Genomic DNA, 21,252 nt, shown 5'->3' on the forward strand with positions numbered 1-21,252 from the left:
AAGCTCCTCGTCATTCGCTCGACTTGCATGTATTAGGCACGCCGCCAGCGTTCATCCTGAGCCAGGATCAAACTCTCCATAAAAGTGTTTGACTTGCTCTAATTTCTTACTGACGGAATTCATTCTTGATTCCTTACCTTTGCTTTTGTTCAGTTTTCAAAGAACTTGATTGTTTAAAGCTTGTCGCTCGTTTTGGCGACTTTATTAGGTTACCATGTCGCTAACCTGGTTGTCAACAGCTTTTTTGAAAAACTTTAAATCGTTTTTGTTAAGCCATCAACACGTTAGTATTCCTTGCGACGAAGAATAATATACCACCATTTTCGCTCTCGTACAATAGTTTTCCTTAAAAAAATTAAACATTATTTATTCAAAAAATATTGACACAGAGCCAATTACAAGATGGGCTAAACAACCCACATCTAGACACAATATATTGAGAATGCATGTGCACCCCATTTATCTTTTACAAAAGAAATACAATCCATTCCTAATCAAAGAAAGAGCCAGCCCTAGACTTCTAGGCTGGCTTTAAACTAACTTATTTCTCTGAATGGCGCATTTGTGGGAACAATAACACGTCACGGATAGATGGTGAGTTCGTTAGTAACATAACTAAGCGGTCAATACCGATTCCAAGTCCGCCAGTCGGAGGCATACCATATTCAAGTGCCTCTACAAAATCCTCATCCATCATGTGCGCTTCATCGTTTCCTTCAGCACGTTCTTTTAATTGCTCTTCAAAACGTTCACGTTGATCGATCGGATCATTTAGCTCGGAGAACGCATTAGCATGTTCGCGGCCTACGATAAATAATTCAAAACGATCTGTAAAGCGAGGATCCTCTGGGTTCTTTTTAGCAAGAGGAGAAATCGCAACAGGATGTCCGTAAACGAATGTAGGCTGGATAAGCTTCTCTTCAACAAAATGCTCAAAGAACTCATTAACTACATGTCCATAAGACATATTATCTTTTACTGGTACGTTATGCTTTTTAGCTAGTTCGCGCGCTTCTTCATCTGACATCTCTGGCCAGAAGTCAACACCCGTTTCTTCTTTTATCGCATCAACCATATGAACTCTCTTCCAGCGAGGCTTAAGATCTACTTCGTAATCACCGTATTGAACAGTAGTGGATCCATGAACATCTTCCGCGATATGAGCGATCAGATTCTCGGTAAGTTCCATAATATCATGGTAATCAGCATATGCTTCATACAATTCAATCATCGTGAATTCCGGATTGTGGCGAGTAGATACACCTTCATTACGGAATACGCGGCCAATTTCATAAACCTTTTCTAGACCACCAACAATCAGACGCTTTAAATGAAGCTCGATTGCAATACGCATGTATAACTCCATGTCTAATGCATTGTGATGTGTAATAAATGGACGGGCAGATGCTCCTCCTGGAATAGAATGCATAGTTGGCGTTTCAACTTCTAAATAGCCATGGTCATCTAAGTAACGACGCATTGAACGAATGATCTTTGAACGCGAGATAAATGTTTCTTTTACTTCAGGGTTCATAATCAGATCAACATAACGCTGACGATAACGCTGTTCAACGTCTTTTAATCCGTGGAACTTGTCTGGTAGAGGACGCAAAGATTTCGTTAACAGCTGAAAATCTTTAGCTTTAATAGAAAGTTCTCCAACTTTTGTTTTGAAAACTAATCCTGTAATTCCTACCCAGTCACCGATATCAATCGTATTAAATAAATCATATTGATCTTCACCGACAGCATCTTGTCTTACGTAAATTTGAATTTTACCACTTAGATCCTGAATATGAGCAAAACCAGCTTTACCTTTGCCGCGTTTTGTCATGATACGTCCAGCAAGTGTTACTTCGATCTCCTTGCTGGCAAGTTCTTCTTTTTCAACTTCTTCATATTCATTAATTAGATCAGCAGCTGTATGAGTACGGCTGAACTTTGTACCGAACGGATCTAATCCTTTTTCTGTTAGAGAAGCTAACTTTTCGCGCCGCACTCGCAGCAAATCATTTAATTCTACTTCTTGACTCATGGGAACACTCCTACCTTTAGCAGTTTTGAATATCAATTATGTTATACGTTAAATTTTCACCCGCCGGTACTTGAATACAAATGAATGCATTTACCGTTTTACCAATGGCGGCCGTTGCAATGGGGGAATGAAGAGAAATCATATTATCACGGGGATCTGCTTCATATGGATGAACAATCGTATATGTGTATCTCTCTTTATAGACGGTCTCTTCTATTGTAATAGTAGAACCCACTTCTACAAAATCTCCCGCTTCTCTTACAGCTGGCCAAGTGACAGATGAAGATAATATGTTCTCTATCTCTTCTATCCGGCTCATTATGAATCCTTTTTCAGGTGAGTTCCGGAATTCCTTTTTGCGTTTTTTTAGGTATTGTAGTTCTTTCTCAAGCTTCCTGGTGCCTTCTTGTGTGAGTTTTAGCATACCCATATGCTATTCCTCCTCTTATTTTTATAAAAGAAAACACCGGCTGCTGTATGGTTGACCGTTTAAGCAAACAACAGCCAGTCATCTGATGATCTGGCTGTATGTCACTATGATCAGCTGATTTTTTGCTGTAATTCTTCAACCTGTTCGACGTAATTAAACAATAACTTACTCATGCCATCACGTGTAGTCATCTGATTGATCTCATTTCGAACGGATCCTGTCTTTGGTAATCCTTTTAGATACCAAGCTGCATGTTTCCTCATTTCTCGAACGGCAACACTTTCGCCTTTTAGTTCGATCAAACGATCCAGGTGGAGCATGCAGATATTCATTTTTTCACGAGCGTCAGGCTCAGGTAGGATCTCACCTTTTTCAAGGTACTGAACGGTACGGTACAGCATCCAAGGATTTCCGAGTGCCGCTCTACCTATCATGACACCATCAACCCCATACTTTTCAAGACGTTCCTTCGCTTCTTGAGGCGTTGAAATATCACCATTACCGATTACAGGAATCGAAACATTTTGTTTAACTTCTTTAATAATGTCCCAGTTCGCTGTTCCTTCATACATCTGAACACGTGTACGGCCATGAACCGCTATGGCTGCACCGCCTGCACGTTCAACTGCTTGTGCGTTTTTCACAGCGTAGATGTGATCTTCATCCCATCCGATTCGCATCTTTACGGTAACCGGCTTTTGAACAGCATCTACTGTAGCAGCTACCATTTCATAAATCTTATCTGGATCAAGAAGCCACTTCGCCCCTGCATCACACTTTGTAATCTTAGGAACCGGGCATCCCATATTGATATCAATAATATCGGCATTCGTATGCTTGTCCACATATTTAGCTGCCGCTACTAATGATTCACGTTCTCCCCCAAAAATCTGTAGGCTTAATGGTTTTTCTCGTTCATCTACATATAGCATCTTCAGTGATCTTTCATTCTCAAAAAGAATACCTTTGTCACTTACCATCTCTGCACACACAAGCCCCGATCCAAACTCTTTTGCGATCAAGCGGAATGCAGGGTTGCATACACCAGCCATAGGAGCAAGAACGACCGGGTTTTTCAATGTAATATTTCCGATTTTCAACGTCTATATCACCTCGTTTCGGGTTCGATTTTCAAAATCTATCTGCTTACTGTAACTCTTTAACGTTTATGCTGAATTGATCCGCTATTTTGTGCAGCAGATCAAGTTTGGGCTTTCGGCTGCCCCTTTCGACTTCGCCTAGAACAGATACGGAAATCCCGATATCTTTTGCAAGCTGTTCTTGCGTGTAGCCTTTTAATTTTCTGAATGCACGGATGCGTCTTCCCATTCTGTCTTCTTCCAAATGCGTACACCTTCTTTATCTCTTTGTTCGCAAAGGACTTGATGTAAAGAAATTGTTTGATCCGGATATATATTATCAGGTGCAATTTCGCTAAGAGGTATCAGAACAAATGCCCTTTCAAGCATACGTGGATGCGGAATTTCTAAGTCTTCCGTCTGTATACTTACACTATTATACAATAAAATGTCAAGGTCTATTGTTCGGGGTCCCCATTTTTGAACCCTTTTTCTGTCCAGATGGTCCTCCACCTCATGCATTTTGCTCAATAATGCCTGTGGAGAGAGGCTCGTTTTGAGTTTTATGGCTACATTTAAAAACAACGGCTGCTCTGTAAATCCTACTGGGTCTGTCTCATAGATAGAAGATACTTTTTCTATGAAGATATCGGGATACTGGTTAAGAAGCTCAATTGACTTTTTGAGAAGTCCTTCCCTGTCTCCCATATTTGAACCGATCGACAAGTAAGCGGTATTGAATTGTTCCATTTAACTTCTGCCCCTTGTGATCTCAACAGCTACGGAATCATAATGCCCCGGGATCGGAGGGTCAGGTTTTATTACTTTTACCGTTGTTTCCTCTACTAAAGTAAATTTACTAAGCAATGTAGCAGCGATACTTTCAGCCAAAGACTCTAAAAGTTTGACCGGTTCTCCTTCTACGATCTCCTTTATGGCATCATAAACTTCTCCATAATTAACGGTTTGATCAAGTTCATCTGTAAGTCCCGCTTTAGAGAGGTCCATGGATAGCGTAACATCTACATTGAAACGCTGGCCGAGCTTTTGTTCCTCCATAAAAACGCCGTGATAACCATAGAATTTCATACCGTTCACATACATTTTATCCATGGCTCTCACCTTTCCCGAGCATAATATCCATCATTTTAGCCATCCTGCTCATTTCTTTAACATCATGTACACGTATGATTGAACATCCTCGCTCAATTCCAAGGCATACGGTAGCGCCGGTACCCTCCATCCGTTCATCGACTGGAAGATCGAGCGCTTTTCCGATCATGGATTTTCGGGACGTACCGAGGAGTACGGGATAGCCCATATTTGTAATTTCATTTAGTCTTCTCATGGTTTCAATATTCTGCTGAAAAGATTTTACGAATCCAATGCCGGGGTCGAGGATAATGTTTTCCGGTTTAACGCCTGCCTTAACAGCTAATGCGATACTGTACTCTAAGTCAGCAATCACATCGGCCATGAATTCCTGGTAGTTGGTGTCGAACCGGTTATGCATCAAGATCACTGGCACGTTTGACTCGGCCATAACGTGCGGCATCTCAGAATCCAGTTTCGCTCCCCACACATCGTTAATGATATGAGCACCAGCTTGAACAGCTTGCCTTGCCGTTTCTGCTTTGTACGTATCGATTGAGATCGGAACATCAACTTCTTGTTTTAATGCCTCAATGACAGGAATCACTCTCTCAAGCTCTTCTTCTAATGTTACTTTTTTGGCGCCAGGTCTCGTGGATTCACCGCCAACGTCAATCATGTCCGCTCCATCCTTCACCATCTCTTTTGCGTGGAGGATTGCTTGTTCAACCCGGTTATGATGTCCGCCATCAGAAAAAGAATCAGGTGTTACGTTCAGAATTCCCATCACATATGTTTTTTTCGAAAAATCGAGTACGTATTCTCCGCACACAAGCTTAGACTGGTTCAAAATCATTTCATGCATAGACTATCTTCCCTTTCTTACAACCTTAAATCGATCGGCGTCTATTAATCGTATCTTCCCTGTACATTGCTTTCAGTTTTTGAAAGAACGGCCCATCCGCACCAGGCAGCGTTTTGTGTTCAAACCGGTTCACGGGGATAAGTTCCTGTATGGAATTCGTCAGGATGACTTCATCCGCATCATGAAGTTCATTTCTTTTATAATTCCCTGTTTCAGAAGGAATGTTCATTTTCTCAGTTGCATGTAATACCCATTTCCGTGTAATCCCGTTTAGAATTCCAGTTGATACTGCAGGAGTATACAGAACGTTAGCTTTCACCCAAAAAAGGTTGGAGACCGTGCCTTCACTTAGAAAACCTTGTTCTGTCAAAAAGATCCCTTCTTGACCCACTGGATCTTTAAGCTCTCGTTTACCGAGTATACTGTTTAAATAGTGATGCGACTTGAGTCTTTGTCTGCCTTCAGGTGTATTCCGGACGGTATTAAGTACCACCAGTTCTTTTGCTGAAGCTCCTGGTTTCGGAAGGGGCTTTGTAAAAAGAATTACAGTCGGATCTTCATAAGGAGTTGTTTGCAAACCAATATCTCCATCACCTGCTGATACGTTTAAACGAAAATAGGCATCATCCAGGTTGTTTTTTTCTAAAAGTGCCTGAGCCGCTTCTATGACATGATCGGTATTTAATGCAGCCTGAATATTTAACTCTATAAGTGCTTCTTGAAGCCGTTTCATATGTTCGTCAATTAAAAAAGGGAAGCCATCGTATGTTCTGAACGTTTCAAACGCTCCAATTCCATACATAAATCCGTGGTCATAAGGCGAGATTTTGGCTTCTTCCTTTGAAAGAACTTGTCCATTTAAATAGATGTACATGCTTTTTTCCCTTTATAAAAATCAATGAAGTTTCGTAAAAGTTTTTTTCCGTCCTCCGTCAAGATGGATTCAGGATGATATTGTACCCCTTCAATCGGGAGTTCTTTATGGCGTATACCCATAATTTCGCCTTCTTTTGTCCAAGACGAAATTTCAAAGCAATCGGGCAGTGTTTCTCTTTTAACGATCAAAGAGTGATAGCGAGTCGCAGGAAATTCCTGTTCTAAGCCTTCATATACTGTTCTTCCGTCATGAAGTACAGGAGAAGTTTTCCCGTGCATCAATCGATCTGCACGTATCACGTCTCCCCCAAACACCTGAGCGATCGCCTGGTGTCCAAGACATACACCGAATACAGGAATCTTCCCAGCAAAATACTTAATAGCTTCTAAACTGATCCCAGCTTCATTCGGAGAGCAAGGTCCTGGTGATATCATCAGAAAATCGGGATCTAACTCTTCAATCTCTTTTATCGTAATTTCATCATTTCGTTTTACGATTAGCTCCTCACCCATCTCACCTAAATACTGAACGAGGTTGTACGTAAAAGAATCGTAGTTATCAATCATTAAAATCATCTCGTCTCTTCTCCTCTCATGTGCTGCGTTATACCAAAATGGATCCGAGCTCACTTTGCTCTTTGGCACGCCACAGCGCCTCTGCTTTTTTTAAACTCTCTTTATATTCACTCGTTGGTATCGAGTCAATAACAATTCCTGCACCTGCTTGCACATGCGCAATTCCATTCTGACATACCATCGTACGAATTGCGATATTCATCTCTGTATCACCATTAAAACCGATCCACCCAACGCTTCCTGTATAAACGCCCCTTCTTACGGGTTCGAGTTCTTCAATGATCTCCAATGTTCTTACTTTCGGTGCACCCGTTATTGTTCCACCAGGAAATGTGGCCTTAATACAGTCGAATGCATCACATTCCGGTCTGAGTTCACCGACTACATTAGAAACAATATGCATAACATGTGAGTACCTTTCAACTACCATGAACTCATCGACCTGCACGGTGCCATACGCGGAAACCTTGCCAAGGTCGTTTCTTTCAAGATCAACGAGCATTACATGTTCAGCACGTTCTTTTTCGTTTTCGATGAGAGTGTTGGCAAGTGCTAGATCCTCCTCTTCCGTTCTTCCACGCGGTCGAGTCCCTGCGATAGGTCGAGTGCTGATCTTGTCGCCTTTTTTCTTTATCAAAAGTTCAGGAGAAGCACTTACTAACTGGAAATCAGGTGTTTGCAGATATCCCATATAAGGCGACGGATTAATTCTTCGCAATTCTTCATAAATGTTAAAAGGCTCTGTCTGAAGTTCTTTGGATTGGCGTACAGACAAATTGACTTGGAACACGTCTCCGTCAGAGATATAAGACTGAATCCTTTTTACCGCTTCAACAAAAACATCTTCAGTCATCGAAACATGCTTAAACTCTTCATCATTTGAAAAACATGGGTCGAGACCGCTTTCTGGCTGCTGTGTGCGAGGTGTATGCCACATTTCTTTAAATGCACAAAGCTTGTCCAAATGATATGGATCCTCTTTATCTTCACTTAACACGATAATCCAAAGTTTGTTCGTCAAATGATCATAAACGAATACATCTTTAAATAATAAAAAGTACAAATCAGGCAGTCGAAGGTCATCCTCTGAACGTGCTGGGAGTTTCTCGAATTCACGAGCCAGGTCATAACTTAAGTAGCCAATCGCGCCTCCAGTGAAGTCCGGTAGACCTAAAACTGGTTCGATCTCAAACTGTTTAAACCATTGCTGGAATTCTTTATACACCGGTCCTTCTTTTACCGAGACCCCTTCATCTGTACTTATCGTTAACACATCGTCCTTTCCAGAAACCTCAGCAAATGGAGAGAGTCCGATCATGCTGTATCGCCCTGTTCTTCCGCTCTCCAATAAAACATGGCGCGGTTCGGTTACGGATAACGTTTTATATTTAAAAAACCAATCTTCTTTAGAAAGCGGAATGTTGGTATGCAACACATGCCATTTCTTGTTCTTCCCCATAAGGTCACTCTCCCAAAAATCTTCTGCTTACATTGTACATGAGGCGTGTCACTTTGGCACACCTTTCTGACAATTTCCTGCATTTTCAAACAGGTTTGAGCTGTTTTTTCTTTCTATGCTGTGGCGTACAGTTTCCTAATAAAAAAAGCCCCCCTAAGGGAGCTTCCTTTTAATCTTCGAACTGATAAAGCGGTGTACTTAAGTATCTTTCTCCGTTACTTGGAATAACTGCGAGTACCTTTTTCCCTTTTCCAAGCTTTTTGGCTACTTTTAATGCAGCAGCGATAGCGGCGCCAGAAGAAATTCCTCCTAATAGTCCTTCTTCGCGCGCTGCTCTTCTTGCCCATTCAAACGATTCATCATTAGAAACCGTTAAGACCTCATCATAAATATCCGTTCTTAAAATGTCGGGAACAAAACCTGCACCAATACCTTGAATCTTATGCGGTCCTGGTTTTCCGCCTGAAAGCACCGGAGAGTCTGTCGGTTCTACCGCGTAAATTTTCACTTCCGGATATTTTTCTTTTAAGACTTCACCAGCACCTGTAATTGTTCCGCCTGTACCGATGCCAGAAACAAATGCATCAAGGCCATCAGGAAATTGTTCGACGATTTCTTTTCCTGTGGTATTTTTGTGTATTCTTGGGTTTGCTTCGTTTTTAAATTGCTGTGGCATAAAATATCCATTTTCTTTTGCTAGTTCCTCAGCTTTTCGAATAGCTCCGCCCATTCCTTCAGGTCCTGGAGTCAGAACAAGCTCAGCACCGTAAGCTCTTAACAAGTTCCGTCTTTCCATACTCATTGTCTCAGGCATAACAAGGACTGTCTTATATCCTTTTGCTGCTGCGACCATAGCTAATCCGATTCCTGTGTTTCCGCTCGTCGGCTCTACAATAGTGTCGCCGGCTTTTAATTTGCCACTCTCTTCAGCATCTTCGATCATCGCCAACGCAATTCGATCTTTTACGCTGCTTCCAGGGTTCATAAACTCTAATTTTAAGTAAACATCCGCCATATCTTCTGTTGTTAAACGATTTAATTTTACTACAGGGGTCTGCCCGATAAGATCTGTAATCGACTGTGCTACACGTGCCATTGTCATCACTCCTAAAACCGAGTATTTTTATTGGATTAATTGTATCAACTTCGGAAATTAAGTGTCAATTCTAAAGCTTGTGAAAATAATCCTATTAGAATCGTACGCAAAAAATTTAAATTCATGTGTAAATCAAAACCCGGAAAAGATTCCGGGTTTACGATTTTGCTTGTTCAAGCAAGGTTTGAAGTTCTTCTTTTGTGAATACATAAGTAGAGTTGCAAAATTGGCAGTTTGTTTCTGCTTGCCCGTCTTCTTCAATAATGTCCTTAATTTCTTGTTCTCCCAGACTCACAATGGCTTGGCCAAAACGTTCATGGGAACATGTACATTTGAAACGAACTGGGGACTTTTCTAAAATTTGAACTTGATCTTCTCCTAAAAGTTCAAATAAAATTTCCTCAGGTGACATACCTTTATCAATTAAACGAGAGATCGGAGGAATTGCATTAATTCGTTCCTCTAAAAGATCAACAATACTGTCGGAAGCATTCGGCATGACTTGAACGATAAACCCGCCAGCTGCTTTAATCGAATGGTCCGGGTTAACAAGCACCCCAACACCTACTGCAGATGGAACTTGTTCGGAAGACGCAAAGTAATAAGTGAAATCTTCTCCTAGTTCCCCTGAAACCATCGGAACTTGCCCTGTGAATTTTTCACGCATCCCGATATCTTTTAAAACAGATAGATACCCTTCCTTGCCCACTGCTCTTGCTACATCCAGTTTTCCTTGGCTGTTTAAATCAAAATGGGTTTGAGGATTTGTAACATATCCGCGAGTTTCACCCTTCGTGTTGCTGTCCACGATGATAACGCCGATTGGACCTCCACCTTCAATTTTTACTGTGATTTTATTGTTTTCGCCTTTAAGCATCATGCCCATCATGGTAGTAGCAGTCATCGCTCTGCCCAACGCTGCTGATGCAGTCGGCCATGTATTGTGTCTTTTTTGGGCTTCACCTACCATATCAGTTGTAGATATGGCATATGCCCGGATTTGCCCGTCAAATGCAAGAGCTTTAATTAAATAGTCGTTCATCATAACTCATCCTTTTAGCCGTTCTTGTTTTTATCATAAATAAGTAATAGACCTTTTAGTGTTAAGAAAGGATCTACATGATCAATCACATTGCTTTCGGCTGCGATCAGACTCGCAAGGCCACCTGTTGCGATTACCGTTGGTTCAATCGGAGTTTGATCCTTCATTCTTTTTACAATACCCTCTACTTGTCCTACATATCCATAAAGAATACCGGCTTGCATGGCATTAACCGTATTCTTGCCGATCACACCTTCAGGCTTCGCGATTTCGATACGCGGAAGTTTAGCAGCTTTCGTGTAAAGCGCTTCTGTCGATATATTGATTCCCGGCGCGATAGCTCCGCCCATATATTGCTTATTTTCATTAATATAACAGTACGTTGTAGCCGTTCCAAAGTCTACAATGATCAATGGAGAGTTATATTCATGAGTGGCAGCCACAGCATTCACAATACGGTCTGCTCCAACTTCTCTTGGATTTTCGTATTTGATGTTCAGTCCGGTCTTAATCCCAGGACCAACGATCAGTGGACGCTGATTAAAATATTTTACGCACATGCGCTCTAAAGCGAACATGATCGGAGGAACAACAGACGATATAATGATTCCTTCAATTTGTTCTTTATTAATATTTACGTGCCGGAAAAGATCCAGAATCAGCATCCCGTATTCGTCTTCTGTCTTTTCACGTGATGTATGAATTCGCCAATGGTGCTTTAATTCATCGTTCTCATATAACCCTAAAACAATATTCGTATTTCCGACATCAAACACAAAAATCATGAATTTGTCCCCGCTTCTTATCTTAAGTTTCTATAATAGTTATATCATAAAACGTATAGGAGTAAAGTAACCTGGTTTATTGAAGTATGTGTATGGTAATCATTGGTGCTTATGAGAGTAATTGATTTCCACTCCAGGTTGGACGCTTTTCACGGGGCGAACGGCTCACCGCCTGGCCTGCGGAAAGCGAGTGCCTGTAACGGAAATCAACTGCCTTCAAAGGAACAATGAATATCAAACAAAAAAGGATGCCTCGAGAGTTGAGGCATCCTTTTTTTGATTAATCTTGTTTTGGTTCTTCTTCATCTTTTTTGTTAAGTGTAACCTTAACATCATCAGATGGATTAGAAATCGTTTTTTTGTCAGGAAGCTGACCTGTTTTAACAAGCTCTTTGATTTGTTCTTCATCAAGCGTCTCAACAGATAGCAATGTCTGAGCGATGATTTCTAACTTCGAATTGTGTTCTGTTAGAATCTGACGGCAGCGCTCGTAAGAATCCTTAATGATGCGTTGAACTTCTAAGTCGATCTCATGCGCGATAGCATCACTGTAGTTTTGCTCATTGTTGAAGTCTCTTCCTAAGAACACTTGGCCTCCTTGAGAAGAACCAAACTGCATAGGGCCGAGACGTTCACTCATACCGAACTCCGTTACCATGCGGCGCGCGATACCTGTAGCACGCTGGAAGTCATTATGAGCACCTGTACTTACTTCATTGAAGGTAATCTCTTCAGCCACACGGCCTCCAAGCAATCCAACAATCTTATCTTCTAATTCTGGTTTCGTCATGAAATAACGATCTTCTTTAGGAAGCATAACTGTGTATCCTCCGGCTTGACCACGAGGAACAACTGTTACTTTATGAACGGTATCGGCACCTTCAAGAACGAGACCAATTACTGTATGACCAGCTTCATGGTAAGCCACGATGTTCTTTTCTTTTTCAGAAATAACACGGCTCTTCTTGGCAGGACCGGCAATGACACGATCTATCGCTTCATCTATATCGTCCATATCGATCTTTTTCTTGTCAGAACGGGCAGCAACTAATGCTGCTTCGTTTAATAAGTTTTCAAGATCCGCACCAGAGAAACCTGGAGTACGCATCGCGATCGTTTTTAAGTTAACGTCTTCTGCAAGCGGTTTGTTACGCGCATGCACGTGAAGAACTTCTTCACGGCCTTTTACATCTGGGCGGTTAACCGGAATCTGACGGTCAAATCGTCCTGGACGTAGAAGGGCAGGGTCAAGAATATCAGCACGGTTCGTTGCGGCAATGATAATAATTCCTTCATTTGCACCGAAACCATCCATCTCAACGAGTAATTGGTTTAGCGTCTGCTCACGTTCATCGTGACCGCCGCCAAGACCAGCACCACGCTGGCGTCCTACAGCATCAATCTCATCGATGAAAATGATACATGGAGCATTTTTCTTTGCGTTCTCGAATAGATCACGTACACGGGATGCACCGACACCGACGAACATTTCAACGAAATCAGAACCTGAGATCGAGAAGAACGGAACGCCTGCTTCACCTGCTACAGCACGTGCAAGAAGTGTTTTACCAGTACCCGGCGGTCCCACTAAAAGTACACCTTTTGGAATACGTGCACCTAGTGCTGAGAATTTGCGAGGATCCTTCAAGAATTCAACAACTTCTACAAGTTCTTGTTTCTCTTCATCCGCTCCAGCTACATCTTTAAACGTAACTTTTTTCTTTTCTTCGTTATAGAGCTTAGCCTTACTCTTACCAAAGTTCATGACGCGGCTTCCGCCACCCTGGGCTTGATTAAGCAAGAAGAAGAATAAAATAAAGATAATGACAAACGGGATAATCGATGTAAAGAACGTAACCCAGCCGCTCGTCTGTTCCTGCTGTTTGAATTCAACATTTGCGGTATCTGCAAGCTTTTCAATTTCAGCAAGTGTATTGCCTGTTAATGGAGCATTCGTCTGGAATACTTCTCCTTCTTTTGCTCCCTCCAGCTTACCTCGGACAACATATACGCCACCCTCTGGCTGGTAAACAATGCTTTCTACTTTACCGTCTTCAATGTACTTTGTCAGTTGGTCATAACGGATTTCTTTTACTTCATTGTTATTGCCGTTGAAAAAGCTGACAACTCCAACTACAACTAAAAAGATTAATAAATAAAATATCGTATTACGGAAGATGCGATTCATTCCTTACCTCCTTAGGCGAACAATCAAATCTTATGCAGTTATTGCTATTGTTACTTTTCGTAGATCTCTGGCTTTAATACGCCAATGTAAGGCAAGTTGCGGTACTTCTCGTTGTAATCCAAGCCGTATCCGACAACAAAAGCATCAGGAACGATAAAGCCAGCTAAATCGGGTTTAATATCAACTTTTCTTCCTGTTGGCTTATCTAACAATGTTACAATTTTAACTGTTTTGGCCTTGCGTGTTTTAAACAAGTTAACCAAATAGCTAAGGGTCAATCCGCTGTCAATAATATCTTCTACAATGATAACGTCTCGACCTTCTAAGGAAGTATCTAAATCTTTAACGATTTTCACTTGACCGGAAGAAACGGTAGAAGCTCCATAGCTGGAAACAGCCATTAGATCGATCTCAAGGTGGACATCCATTCGTTTAATCAGATCTGCCATAAAAGGTAAAGCACCTTTCAAAACTCCAATTACTAATGGAAAACTGTCCTTATATTCCTCTGAAAGCTCTTTTCCAAGTTCTTTAATTTTCTCTTGAATAGCCTCTTCGGATATAAGGGTTTCTAAAATTTCATCATGCATAGTTCAACAAGCCTCCTAGACGTCATGGCGATTTTTTTGAAAGCGTAAGATAACCCACTGTTCAGATTGATTTAAAGATTTGCGTTCAGTGTGCTTCAGTCCGGGAAGCCATATTACATCGTCGTTTGCATCAACAACGACAGGCCAAATTTTCCGTTCTTCTGGTACCACTTTAGCATCAATAAAAATATCTTTTAATTTCCGCGTACCGACGCCGGCAATCGCCATCCGGTCACCTAGTCTGCGGTTTCGAACTCGTAAAGGGAGACTTACATCATTCGGTGAAAACACAAAAACATCTTTTCCTCTAATTGAATCAGGTTCACAATCCGTTGTTTCAGCAGTTAATATTCCAATCGGTAATTCTGCTATGCCAGGTATATCCATCGGAAAATCATAAGATGGTTCCTCATTTTTTATCGGCACAAAACTTAATGTACATCTGTCATAAGTACGGCTGACAAAAAGGCCTGACGGAAAATGCAAAAATCCCGATGGATGCTCACTTCCGAGCAAACTAAGAAAGTTTTCCTTATGTACAGAGGAAAGAGATGACGGATTTAATTTATACAGATAGTTCAATATTAGTGTAATCCCTCTTTTTTGTAAAGGAATAGGCATCTTGTTAAATGCGGATACAGATAACTCTATTTTCCCCTCTGCTTTAACTATTAAAACCTTTTCTAACTCTATTTCAGTCTGATGTATTATATACGCTTCATCTTCCGTTATGGTTTCACTCAAATACTGAAATCTTTCATGAACATTTGGATTTTCTTCTTTCAAAAAAGGCAATACTTTTTTTCTAAACCGGTTCCGTATATATTTTTCACTTTCATTAGATGGATCGTAAATAGGATTAAGATCTTCCACTTTACAATATTGCTCGATTTCAGCCTTCGTTATTCCTAAAAAGGGGCGAATAATTTCACCGTCAGTGAAAGGACGTTTGACGGGTATTCCTGCCAGACTGTATCCTTCACTGCCTCTTGTCATCCTCATGAGCATCGTCTCTATTTGGTCATCACCATGATGAGCAAGCGCGAGAGTATCTGCTCCGAATTTTTTCATAACCCGTTCGAAAAAATCGTACCGGCATATTCGAGCTGCTGTCTGCGGGGAGAGGTGATTCTTTTTTTGAAAGTTCGCTACATCCGCTTCTCCGCCTTCAAACGGGATGTTCCTTGCTAAGCAAAATTGTTCAACCATCGATTGTTCTCGAGCCGACTCCTCCCCTCTTAATGTATGATCAAAGGATGCCGCAACTACTTTAATTCTGTACTTAGCTGATCGTTTCCATAAAAAGTGAAGCAAGGCTAGTGAGTCTGGTCCACCGGAAACACCAACAACAACCGTCTTTGCGGAAGAAAGAAGCTGGTGTTTTTTTATAAAATTTTCAACATGCTGCAACCTAACCCGCTCCTTCACACTAATTCTCATTTAAAATATATCAAAGAATGCGGCTGACTTACACACTTACATCGTTTGGCCGAGGATATAAAATAAATAAACGATAAACACAAATGTAAATACTAAAAAAGTTTCGGCAATAAAGCTTTTCTCTTTCTTTTTTTGTGACTGTCTCGTTCTGTTTTGTACAGTTGATTTTTGGACGGTAGATTTTTTATTCTTCTTAACTGACCTTTTGTCATTTTCATTCAGTAAAAGAACAAGCTCATTTCTCATTTCCTCAGCATATCGATACTTTCCATTCCAAGCTTTCTCAAGAATATGTGCGTAAGGTCGGAGCATCGGACTGTTTTTTCTTAAGTCGTGCATCTGTCTATCAGGATCACTCTTTCTCGTAAAACGTGCCGGATAAGCAAGATTGACCATCACCATACCAGCAGAGAATAAATCATACGAAGGCTCCGCTTTTCTTGAGCCTTTTCCCCAATATCCTCTGTCAAAAAACTCGGTGTATTCCTTGATTGACCGGTCCATGACGGTGGTGCCGCCTACATCAATCCATCTGATTCGGTAGGGAGGACCTGTAACAAGCAAATTATCAGGTTTTAAATCGCCAAATGCCCATCCTGCTTGATGAAGCGTGTGGAGATCCGTTAAGAGCTGAACCAGCAGAATGCCTGCCCATTCAGGAGATCTTGCTTTCATAAAATCAAAGAGTGTCTCACCTTTTAAATATTCCATCGCATAGAACGGATAGGTTCCACTCCTTGTCTGCCAATCATCCACATCGATTAAAGAAGGTCCAAGGACTTTCCCCTGGACCTTAGAAAAACGCTTCAGCACATTTACTTCTGATGTAATCGACATTTGGTCATGGCCAATCTTTAAAGCCACGGAACCATTCATAGAATCAGCGAGATATACGGCACCTGTTGCTCCATAACCCAAACGGCGACGTATACGATAGGGAAGCTTGTTCCATTTGCCTCGTATCTCTTCTCCTGCAGCTAAGTTACATACCGGACTCTTCGATATATCCTGGGGCATCATCGGACAAGAAGCTCCTTTTTGAGGATCGTTTACGGGCGAATGCAGCAATCCCTTCTTTTATTGCCGGTCCTGTTGGTGTAATTCCGCCTAATGAAAGCTTAGAAAAAACTTTACCGATCGAATCTAATCTCGAAGACCAGCTTAATAATTCGTCTACTTCTTTCTTTTTGCCTGGGAACGCAAAAATCGCAAACTCATTATCACCGATTCTTGAATTAAGCGAGATCGATAGATCGAGTAATGATTCCTGAACAGTCAGCATCTTATCCTCCATTGAGCCGGAAGCATCTATCAAAATTAATACTTCAAGGTTCATCGTTTCTCCCATTTCATCAACAACTTCCATCACCTCACCGCGTTTATCAGGCGGGAGGTCATCCATCGTAGATTTACTTCCGAGGATCTGCTGCAACTCTGCGTTTACGACGCCTTTAATCGTTTGGGCCATTGCTTTTTGTGTGACCATCTTAACCGTTTGTGCGAGCTGCCTCGCATAGACGACCTGACTGATCCCGCCTCCAGCCATCGCTATGTCTTCTACCTCTTTTAAGCCTTGTCTGTGATACTCCGGTGCGTCTTCATTTAATACACCGATTACGTTTACTGAAATACCTTGCTCATGCGCAAGCGCTGCCATCGCTACTGGATCTTCACCTTGATTCGAACACCCGTCTGTAATCAGCAGGATCTGCCTTAACGTTCCTTTTTTATGCATTCTCTAACACCTCTCAGGTACGATTTTTAACGTGTTACCATCATCGTCAAAAGAGGCGAGGAATATACGTTTCAAGAGACTTTCGTACATAAAAAAAGAGGAACGGCTCGAAACGTTAAACGTTAAAAGCCAAGCCTCTTTTTCGTTAGTTATTAAGTTAATGTTGTTAGTTAAATAGTATTCTAATAAACTATTGAGCTTTCTTTCTTTGTAAGTTTACCTTTGGATAATGAGGGACAGTCGCCCATTTCGGAATATTTTTTTCGATCTTCGTTACTGCAACTGTCATATCATCTTCGATTCCGTTACCTGTCCGTATAACCTCCTCCATGATAAGGTCGGCAATTTCCTGAGGGTCCTCTGTATCAATCTCTCTTATCTTCCGCTTTAACCAAGCATCTATATTCTCAACATGTCGAGGTGCTTCATAGATTCCATCACTCATCATGATGAGAATATCTCCCGCTTTTAACTGCTCGTCCACAACATCGACATCAAAATCTTGAATGATGCCCATCGGCAAATTGCTAGCCTCTACTGTTTTTATTTGATCTCCGCGTTTAATAAAACTTGGAGTTGAACCGATCTTTAAGAACTTAGCGGATGCGTCCTGCAAATCAATCATCGCTAGATCTAATGTTGAGAAGATCTCATCTGTTGTTCTTAGCGATAAAACCGAATTTACGGATTTGATCGCGACCTCTTCCTCAATACCTGATTGGAGAATCTTTTGCAGCAGCTGGAGGGTTTCGTTGCTTTCTATAAAGGCGCGTTCGCCGTTACCCATTCCATCAGCTATAGCTACAGCAAATTTACCCGCACCAATTTCAATCGTGGAGTGGCTGTCTCCAGAAAGCCAAGCGCCTCCTTTCGCTGCTGAGGCAATTCCTGTTTCCACTACATATTCTCTTGCTGAATGGAATGTCAGATGACAGAAGCCTGTCGCATAATTTGCACATTCCTCGTGAGTGACAATGATCGTTTCTTCTAAAATGTCTGATAAAATCGGTGCGATTAATTTCTCGCCGATGCCCGAATGATTGCAGTACGGAATCGTCATCTCGATATCCACGTTTGACGCTTCTAAGCTGTAAATATCAACATGTCCCACATCAATCCCGGCTTTTAATAAAGAGTCCTTAATCTGCTCTTCTTGCATCTGATGATTTTCTTGTTCACGCTGAATTTCTTTCGCAAAGTTCTGCATGACTTGAGAAACACCCATGAGCTGATCTGCTACCAGTCTGCGGCTTTCCTGCACTTGGATCTTCAATTTTTGGCTAGCTTTATATTGCGATAATTCCTGTTTCATGTGGTCAGTTACTTTTTGCGGTTTTATACAGTGTCTTTCCCATTCACGTTTTAATTTTCGATCCCTGATATCTCCGTATTCTTCTTGTTCGACCATTATATTTGTCATGAGGTCATAGGTGGAAGTGAAGTTTTGAGCCCAACATTGTTCTTTCTTAAAGCATGTTTGACATGTTTTTTCCGTGATATTGCTTAAAAATAAATCCACTTCTCGAGAGCTTTCTTCTTCATTCACTGATTGGCCAACTGAACCGAATGAATGAGATAGTGCCTGGAATAGAGAAGAAAATCGCTCAACGCGACTCGCTGTAACATCTCGAATCTTTTTTAAGTATTGCTGTTGCTGAATCGAATGTTCTCTTGTTCCGGGTACATATTTGGATATATTGCTTATCGCTGTTTTAGGTGTTAACAGGAACAGAAGGATTGCAAAGCCTGATTCCATTAAGGTTAAAGTAATTTCAGACCTGCCTTCTCCATACAATCCGATCAGTACCGTTCCAATAATCAGCCCTAAGCTTACTCCAAACCTTTTCCCCTCTTTTAAAAGGCCGCCTAAAAGACCTGAGAACGCAAGCAAGCTCATCTGTGAAAGACTGGCTACTTGGGCAAGACTGAGGATTAAACCAGTGACTACCCCTACCGTAGATCCAATAGCCGCTCCACCTACAAAAGCAAACAAAAGCACGAGATAACGGGAGACGACATGTTCAACGGAGACATCATTGATCTGCCAGCCAATCGTACCTGTCATGACGGATGCAAGGAGGATCATCAAACAAACAATCTCTTCATTCTTCAAGGACTGAGGAATCTTTTTGTAAGTTAACAACGGAATAGACTGAAGAAAGATTAATGTCAGTACTAAACTTAGTCCCCCTTCTACTAGGGCAAGCATCGTGTCAACCCGCTCTAATCCTCCTTCACCAAATAAAGAAAATAACGTTCGGGTTAGTAAGCTTGATCCAAAAACGATAAGCGGCAAACTTTGGACCCTATTCTTAATAAATAGGTCTGTCCCTTTCTGCAAACACCCATAGACCAGCAAGGCACTCATGAAAAACAATGCATTGATTGGCTGATGTGTGAGTGCGCCCGCCAGTATAGCAAAAACGGCAATACCTGTCCGTTCTTTTCTTAAGACAAATACACTCGCCACAAAAGGCAATGCAAATGGAGCCATCTCAGCTAAGATCATAGCTCGTCCTAACAAAAAGCCAATTCCAAACAACAGCATTCTCCAATTAAAAATGCTCTGGTTCAAAATCTGAAGCCATCTCCTACTTGTCTTATAGACTGCCTGCTGACCTTTTTCTACCCATACCATGCCTCTAATCGGTTCGAGTACTTCTTGTTCTACTTTCTGCCACATCCCATTACACCACCCGTTTCCAATTTGTGTAACCATTATAAACAGGTTTAGAACAAAGATTTTGTCAAAAGAACAACGCTTGTTAAAAAAACTTCTCGACGGGCTTCCCCACTATTTCACGAAAGAAAAGCAAAAGAGGACAGCATTCGTATAAAATGAAAAGCAAAGTGATTTGAATGAGAAGAGATTAAGAAGAATTATGAAGAAAAATAAATGGAATACAATTTTACTTACGGGGAATTTATAGTTTGCATGTTTACACATTAAAAAAGAGCGCCTTTTTAAAGGTGCTCTTGAACGTTTTATAAGTAATGTCAAAAATAAATGGTAGCGGCGGAGGGAGTCGAACCCACGACCTCACGGGTATGAACCGTACGCTCTAGCCAGCTGAGCTACACCGCCATTTGTAAAAGACACAAGTAGTATATTACAAGAATCCTGGGTAACTGTCAACGGTTCTTTTCGATTTTTGTCGAAAAAGTTTTTTAGTTTCTTTTCTGGATGTATGCGGGTAGTTGATTTGCGCTTCAGGTACTCGCTTTCCGCGGGGCAGGCGGTGAGCCCTTTTGCTGCTTGCGCACCTTAAAGGCTCTCACCTGATCGCTTGTCCCGCAGGAGTCTCGTACCTTCCGATCAAATCAACGGCACGGGAAGAAAATAAGAAAAAACATCTGAAAGTTACAATCCCTTTGAAAAAAAGCAAAGTAAAAAACAAAAAGCACCCTACGAATAGGATGCTAGCCATTTATAGATGAATGAGCATTAAAAATGCATCAATTATCCTCTTCGGCCGCCGCGGCCTCCTCTTTTTGATTCAGTACTACGCTTTAAAGTAGTGAGTCGATCTTCACTATCTTTAAGGAACTTACTCATCTTATCCTCAAATGATAGTGCGCTTGAATGGTTATTCCCGCCGCGATTTGGACCTTTTCGTGATTTGTTGAATCCGCCTCTGGATGGCGCAGGTCTAGAAGAAGAAACATTTTCTTTTGCCTTCTTAATAGACAGACCGATTTTTCCGTCCTTTTCGATGCTCATAACCTTTACTTCGACTTGATCACCAACTTTAAGAAATTCGTTGATGTCCTTTACGTAATTATCCGCAACTTCGCTAATATGCACGAGTCCTGTAGTACCCCCTGGCAGCTCGACAAACGCTCCAAAATGAGTAATCCCAGTAACTTTCCCTTGCAACTTGCTGCCTACTTCAATTGACATGCAAAAAATGCTCCTCCTTAAAAAATCTCAAAAGATATCAATACTTATTATACATTCGAAAAA

Annotated in this window: 20 protein-coding genes, 1 tRNA gene and 1 rRNA gene; all 22 read right to left on the bottom strand. The window is 41.4% G+C overall.

Annotation, left to right across the window (positions count from 1 at the left end):
* Positions 1-83 (bottom strand): 16S ribosomal RNA (locus M3206_RS16165); the annotation flags it as partial.
* Positions 84-541: 458 nt separating this feature from the next.
* Entirely contained in the window at positions 542-2,035 is a 1,494-nt protein-coding gene (gene lysS, locus M3206_RS16170) for a lysine--tRNA ligase (RefSeq protein WP_251313550.1), read from the bottom strand.
* A 16-nt stretch (positions 2,036-2,051) separates the two neighbouring features.
* Positions 2,052-2,465 carry a GreA/GreB family elongation factor gene (locus tag M3206_RS16175; RefSeq protein ID WP_251313551.1) on the bottom strand — a complete coding sequence of 138 codons (414 nt, stop codon included), beginning with the start codon at positions 2,463-2,465 and terminating at the stop codon, positions 2,052-2,054.
* A gap of 110 nt (positions 2,466-2,575) precedes the next feature.
* Positions 2,576-3,565, bottom strand: a complete 990-nt coding sequence (dusB, locus tag M3206_RS16180) for a tRNA dihydrouridine synthase DusB (RefSeq protein ID WP_285877001.1) — start codon at positions 3,563-3,565, stop codon at positions 2,576-2,578.
* Positions 3,566-3,611: 46 nt separating this feature from the next.
* Complete coding sequence (locus M3206_RS16185; RefSeq protein ID WP_251313552.1) at positions 3,612-3,809, bottom strand: helix-turn-helix domain-containing protein; 198 nt, start codon at positions 3,807-3,809, stop codon at positions 3,612-3,614.
* Positions 3,761-4,294 carry a 2-amino-4-hydroxy-6-hydroxymethyldihydropteridine diphosphokinase gene (folK, locus tag M3206_RS16190; RefSeq protein ID WP_251313553.1) on the bottom strand — a complete coding sequence of 178 codons (534 nt, stop codon included), beginning with the start codon at positions 4,292-4,294 and terminating at the stop codon, positions 3,761-3,763. Before folK ends, M3206_RS16185 begins: the two co-directional genes overlap by 49 nt.
* Positions 4,295-4,657, bottom strand: a complete 363-nt coding sequence (gene folB, locus M3206_RS16195; RefSeq protein ID WP_251313554.1) for a dihydroneopterin aldolase — start codon at positions 4,655-4,657, stop codon at positions 4,295-4,297.
* Complete coding sequence (gene folP / locus M3206_RS16200; RefSeq protein WP_251313598.1) at positions 4,650-5,492, bottom strand: dihydropteroate synthase; 843 nt, start codon at positions 5,490-5,492, stop codon at positions 4,650-4,652. The genes folB and folP overlap by 8 nt, the downstream gene beginning before the upstream one ends.
* 34 nt (positions 5,493-5,526) lie before the next feature.
* Entirely contained in the window at positions 5,527-6,375 is an 849-nt protein-coding gene (gene pabC, locus M3206_RS16205) for an aminodeoxychorismate lyase (protein ID WP_251313555.1), read from the bottom strand.
* Positions 6,360-6,953, bottom strand: a complete 594-nt coding sequence (gene pabA / locus M3206_RS16210) for an aminodeoxychorismate/anthranilate synthase component II (protein WP_251313556.1) — start codon at positions 6,951-6,953, stop codon at positions 6,360-6,362. Before pabA ends, pabC begins: the two co-directional genes overlap by 16 nt.
* Before the next feature lie 28 nt (positions 6,954-6,981).
* Positions 6,982-8,412, bottom strand: coding sequence for an anthranilate synthase component I family protein (locus tag M3206_RS16215; protein WP_251313557.1), 1,431 nt, complete (start codon positions 8,410-8,412; stop codon positions 6,982-6,984).
* Between the two features lie 169 nt (positions 8,413-8,581).
* Positions 8,582-9,508: a cysteine synthase A gene (gene cysK / locus M3206_RS16220; protein WP_251313558.1), complete on the bottom strand. Its 927-nt coding sequence runs from the start codon at positions 9,506-9,508 to the stop codon at positions 8,582-8,584.
* Between the two features lie 157 nt (positions 9,509-9,665).
* Positions 9,666-10,550, bottom strand: coding sequence for an Hsp33 family molecular chaperone HslO (gene hslO / locus M3206_RS16225; protein ID WP_251313559.1), 885 nt, complete (start codon positions 10,548-10,550; stop codon positions 9,666-9,668).
* A 14-nt stretch (positions 10,551-10,564) separates the two neighbouring features.
* Positions 10,565-11,335, bottom strand: a complete 771-nt coding sequence (locus tag M3206_RS16230) for a type III pantothenate kinase (RefSeq protein ID WP_251313560.1) — start codon at positions 11,333-11,335, stop codon at positions 10,565-10,567.
* 280 nt (positions 11,336-11,615) lie between these two features.
* On the bottom strand, positions 11,616-13,523 hold the full coding sequence (gene ftsH / locus M3206_RS16235) for an ATP-dependent zinc metalloprotease FtsH (RefSeq protein WP_251313561.1): 1,908 nt from the start codon (positions 13,521-13,523) through the stop codon (positions 11,616-11,618).
* A gap of 50 nt (positions 13,524-13,573) precedes the next feature.
* On the bottom strand, positions 13,574-14,113 hold the full coding sequence (gene hpt / locus M3206_RS16240; protein WP_251313562.1) for a hypoxanthine phosphoribosyltransferase: 540 nt from the start codon (positions 14,111-14,113) through the stop codon (positions 13,574-13,576).
* 15 nt (positions 14,114-14,128) lie between these two features.
* Positions 14,129-15,523: a tRNA lysidine(34) synthetase TilS gene (tilS, locus tag M3206_RS16245; protein ID WP_251313563.1), complete on the bottom strand. Its 1,395-nt coding sequence runs from the start codon at positions 15,521-15,523 to the stop codon at positions 14,129-14,131.
* A gap of 66 nt (positions 15,524-15,589) precedes the next feature.
* Entirely contained in the window at positions 15,590-16,573 is a 984-nt protein-coding gene (locus M3206_RS16250) for a serine/threonine protein kinase (RefSeq protein WP_251313564.1), read from the bottom strand.
* Positions 16,536-17,288 carry a vWA domain-containing protein gene (locus M3206_RS16255; protein WP_251313565.1) on the bottom strand — a complete coding sequence of 251 codons (753 nt, stop codon included), beginning with the start codon at positions 17,286-17,288 and terminating at the stop codon, positions 16,536-16,538. The genes M3206_RS16250 and M3206_RS16255 overlap by 38 nt, the downstream gene beginning before the upstream one ends.
* A gap of 190 nt (positions 17,289-17,478) precedes the next feature.
* Positions 17,479-19,971 carry a stage II sporulation protein E gene (gene spoIIE / locus M3206_RS16260; RefSeq protein WP_251313566.1) on the bottom strand — a complete coding sequence of 831 codons (2,493 nt, stop codon included), beginning with the start codon at positions 19,969-19,971 and terminating at the stop codon, positions 17,479-17,481.
* 325 nt (positions 19,972-20,296) lie between these two features.
* Positions 20,297-20,373, bottom strand: a tRNA-Met gene (locus tag M3206_RS16265).
* 375 nt (positions 20,374-20,748) lie between these two features.
* Complete coding sequence (locus M3206_RS16270; RefSeq protein ID WP_251313567.1) at positions 20,749-21,189, bottom strand: S1 domain-containing RNA-binding protein; 441 nt, start codon at positions 21,187-21,189, stop codon at positions 20,749-20,751.
* Positions 21,190-21,252: the final 63 nt, after the last annotated feature.

The organism is Fictibacillus phosphorivorans (genome assembly GCF_023715845.1).
Taxonomy (GTDB): Bacteria; Bacillota; Bacilli; order Bacillales; family Fictibacillaceae; genus Fictibacillus; species Fictibacillus phosphorivorans_D.